Genomic DNA, 1,300 nt, shown 5'->3' on the forward strand with positions numbered 1-1,300 from the left:
GCCGTCTCCTCCGACGACGCCGAGAACTGCGACGACACCCCCGCCAACGACTCCGCACTCGACGCGATCGTCACCGATGACTCGAGGACGCCCGAGAGCGTGGCGCGCAAGGACGCCTGGGCCGAGGACAGGGCACGTGCCATGTCTCCCAGCTCGTCCCGTCCGTGGACGTCGGGCTCGTGGGTCAGGTCTCCGTCCGCGATCGCCTCGACCGTGCGCTGCACGCCGACGATCGCGGTCTTGATCCGGCCCGACGTCACCCAGCCCAGCGTCAGCCCGCCGAGAGCGCCGACCGCGATGACGACGACGAGGGTGACGATCGCCGTCGACGCCTCGCTCGCTGCTCCGGCCGTCTCGTCCGCGAGGATGTCGTCGATGTAGGACTGGAGCCGGTCGAGCGCGCCCCCCATCTGCTGCCCGACCTTGTCGAGGTCCGTGTCCGCCGACCGGAAGGCCGCGCGGTCCTCCGCCTCGAAGGCCGGCAGCTTGCGCTCCTCGACGATCGAGATGTACTCGTTCACGGACAGGGCGAACGACCCGTACTGGTCGGGCACCGCCTCGCCGATCCCTGCGTAGATGTCCTCGAACGCACGCATCTCGGCCGTCACCGCACCGTGGGCCCCGTCGATCGCGACGAACTGCGGGCCCGCCTCGTCGGCCTCCCCCATGTAGTCACCCAGCCCGCCGGTCGCCAGACGGTACGACCACACCGAGCTCTGCAGAGCCATGACGCGCGCGTTGAGCGTGCTCTGGATCATCGCGATCCGCTCCGTGCGGTCCCGGAGCGAGACCGTGGTCGAGACGGCCACCGCGCCCAGCACGATCATGGCGACCACGAGGAGCGCGACGAGCCCGAGGATCCGGGTGCGGACCGAACGCAGGAAGCTGCCGCCTGCGGCACGCGTCGTCGGCTCCGTGCCCGGGGTCCGGGAAGGGGCCGCGTCTGGCCCGTCGCCCGACACCGTGCCGGTGGTCGGCAGAGGGTCGGGGGAGGACTCGACGAACGCCTCGGGCGCGATCTCGAGCGTGACTGCGAGGTCGTCGGGTGCTTCGCTCTGCCGGTTCACGTGCTGTTCCTTCCTCAGATGCTGGCTCGTGCGGGATCGTGGGGCGTGCGTCAGTACACGAACTTCGAGGCGTCGGACTGGAGGTCGGCACTCATCCGGGCGAGCTCGGCGATCGAGTCGTTCATCTGCTGGATCGCCTCCGCGGTCGACGAGGCGGCGGTCGCGATGCCGGTGATGTTGCCCGCGATCTCCGAAGCACCCGTCGCGGACTCCTGCACCCCACGAGACATCTC

1 protein-coding gene and 1 pseudogene are annotated in these 1,300 nt (G+C 70.2%); both read right to left on the bottom strand.

Features of this window, described 5'->3' with window-relative positions:
- The coding region (locus tag H9652_RS20415) for a HAMP domain-containing protein (RefSeq protein ID WP_191798466.1) at positions 1–1,067 on the bottom strand (1,067 nt) is incomplete at its 3' end.
- 50 nt (positions 1,068–1,117) lie between these two features.
- Positions 1,118–1,300 (bottom strand): annotated as a pseudogene (locus H9652_RS19480) (methyl-accepting chemotaxis protein); the annotation flags it as partial.

Origin of the sequence: Oerskovia rustica (assembly GCF_014836555.1) — a bacterium.
Lineage (GTDB): Bacteria > Actinomycetota > Actinomycetes > Actinomycetales > Cellulomonadaceae > Oerskovia > Oerskovia rustica.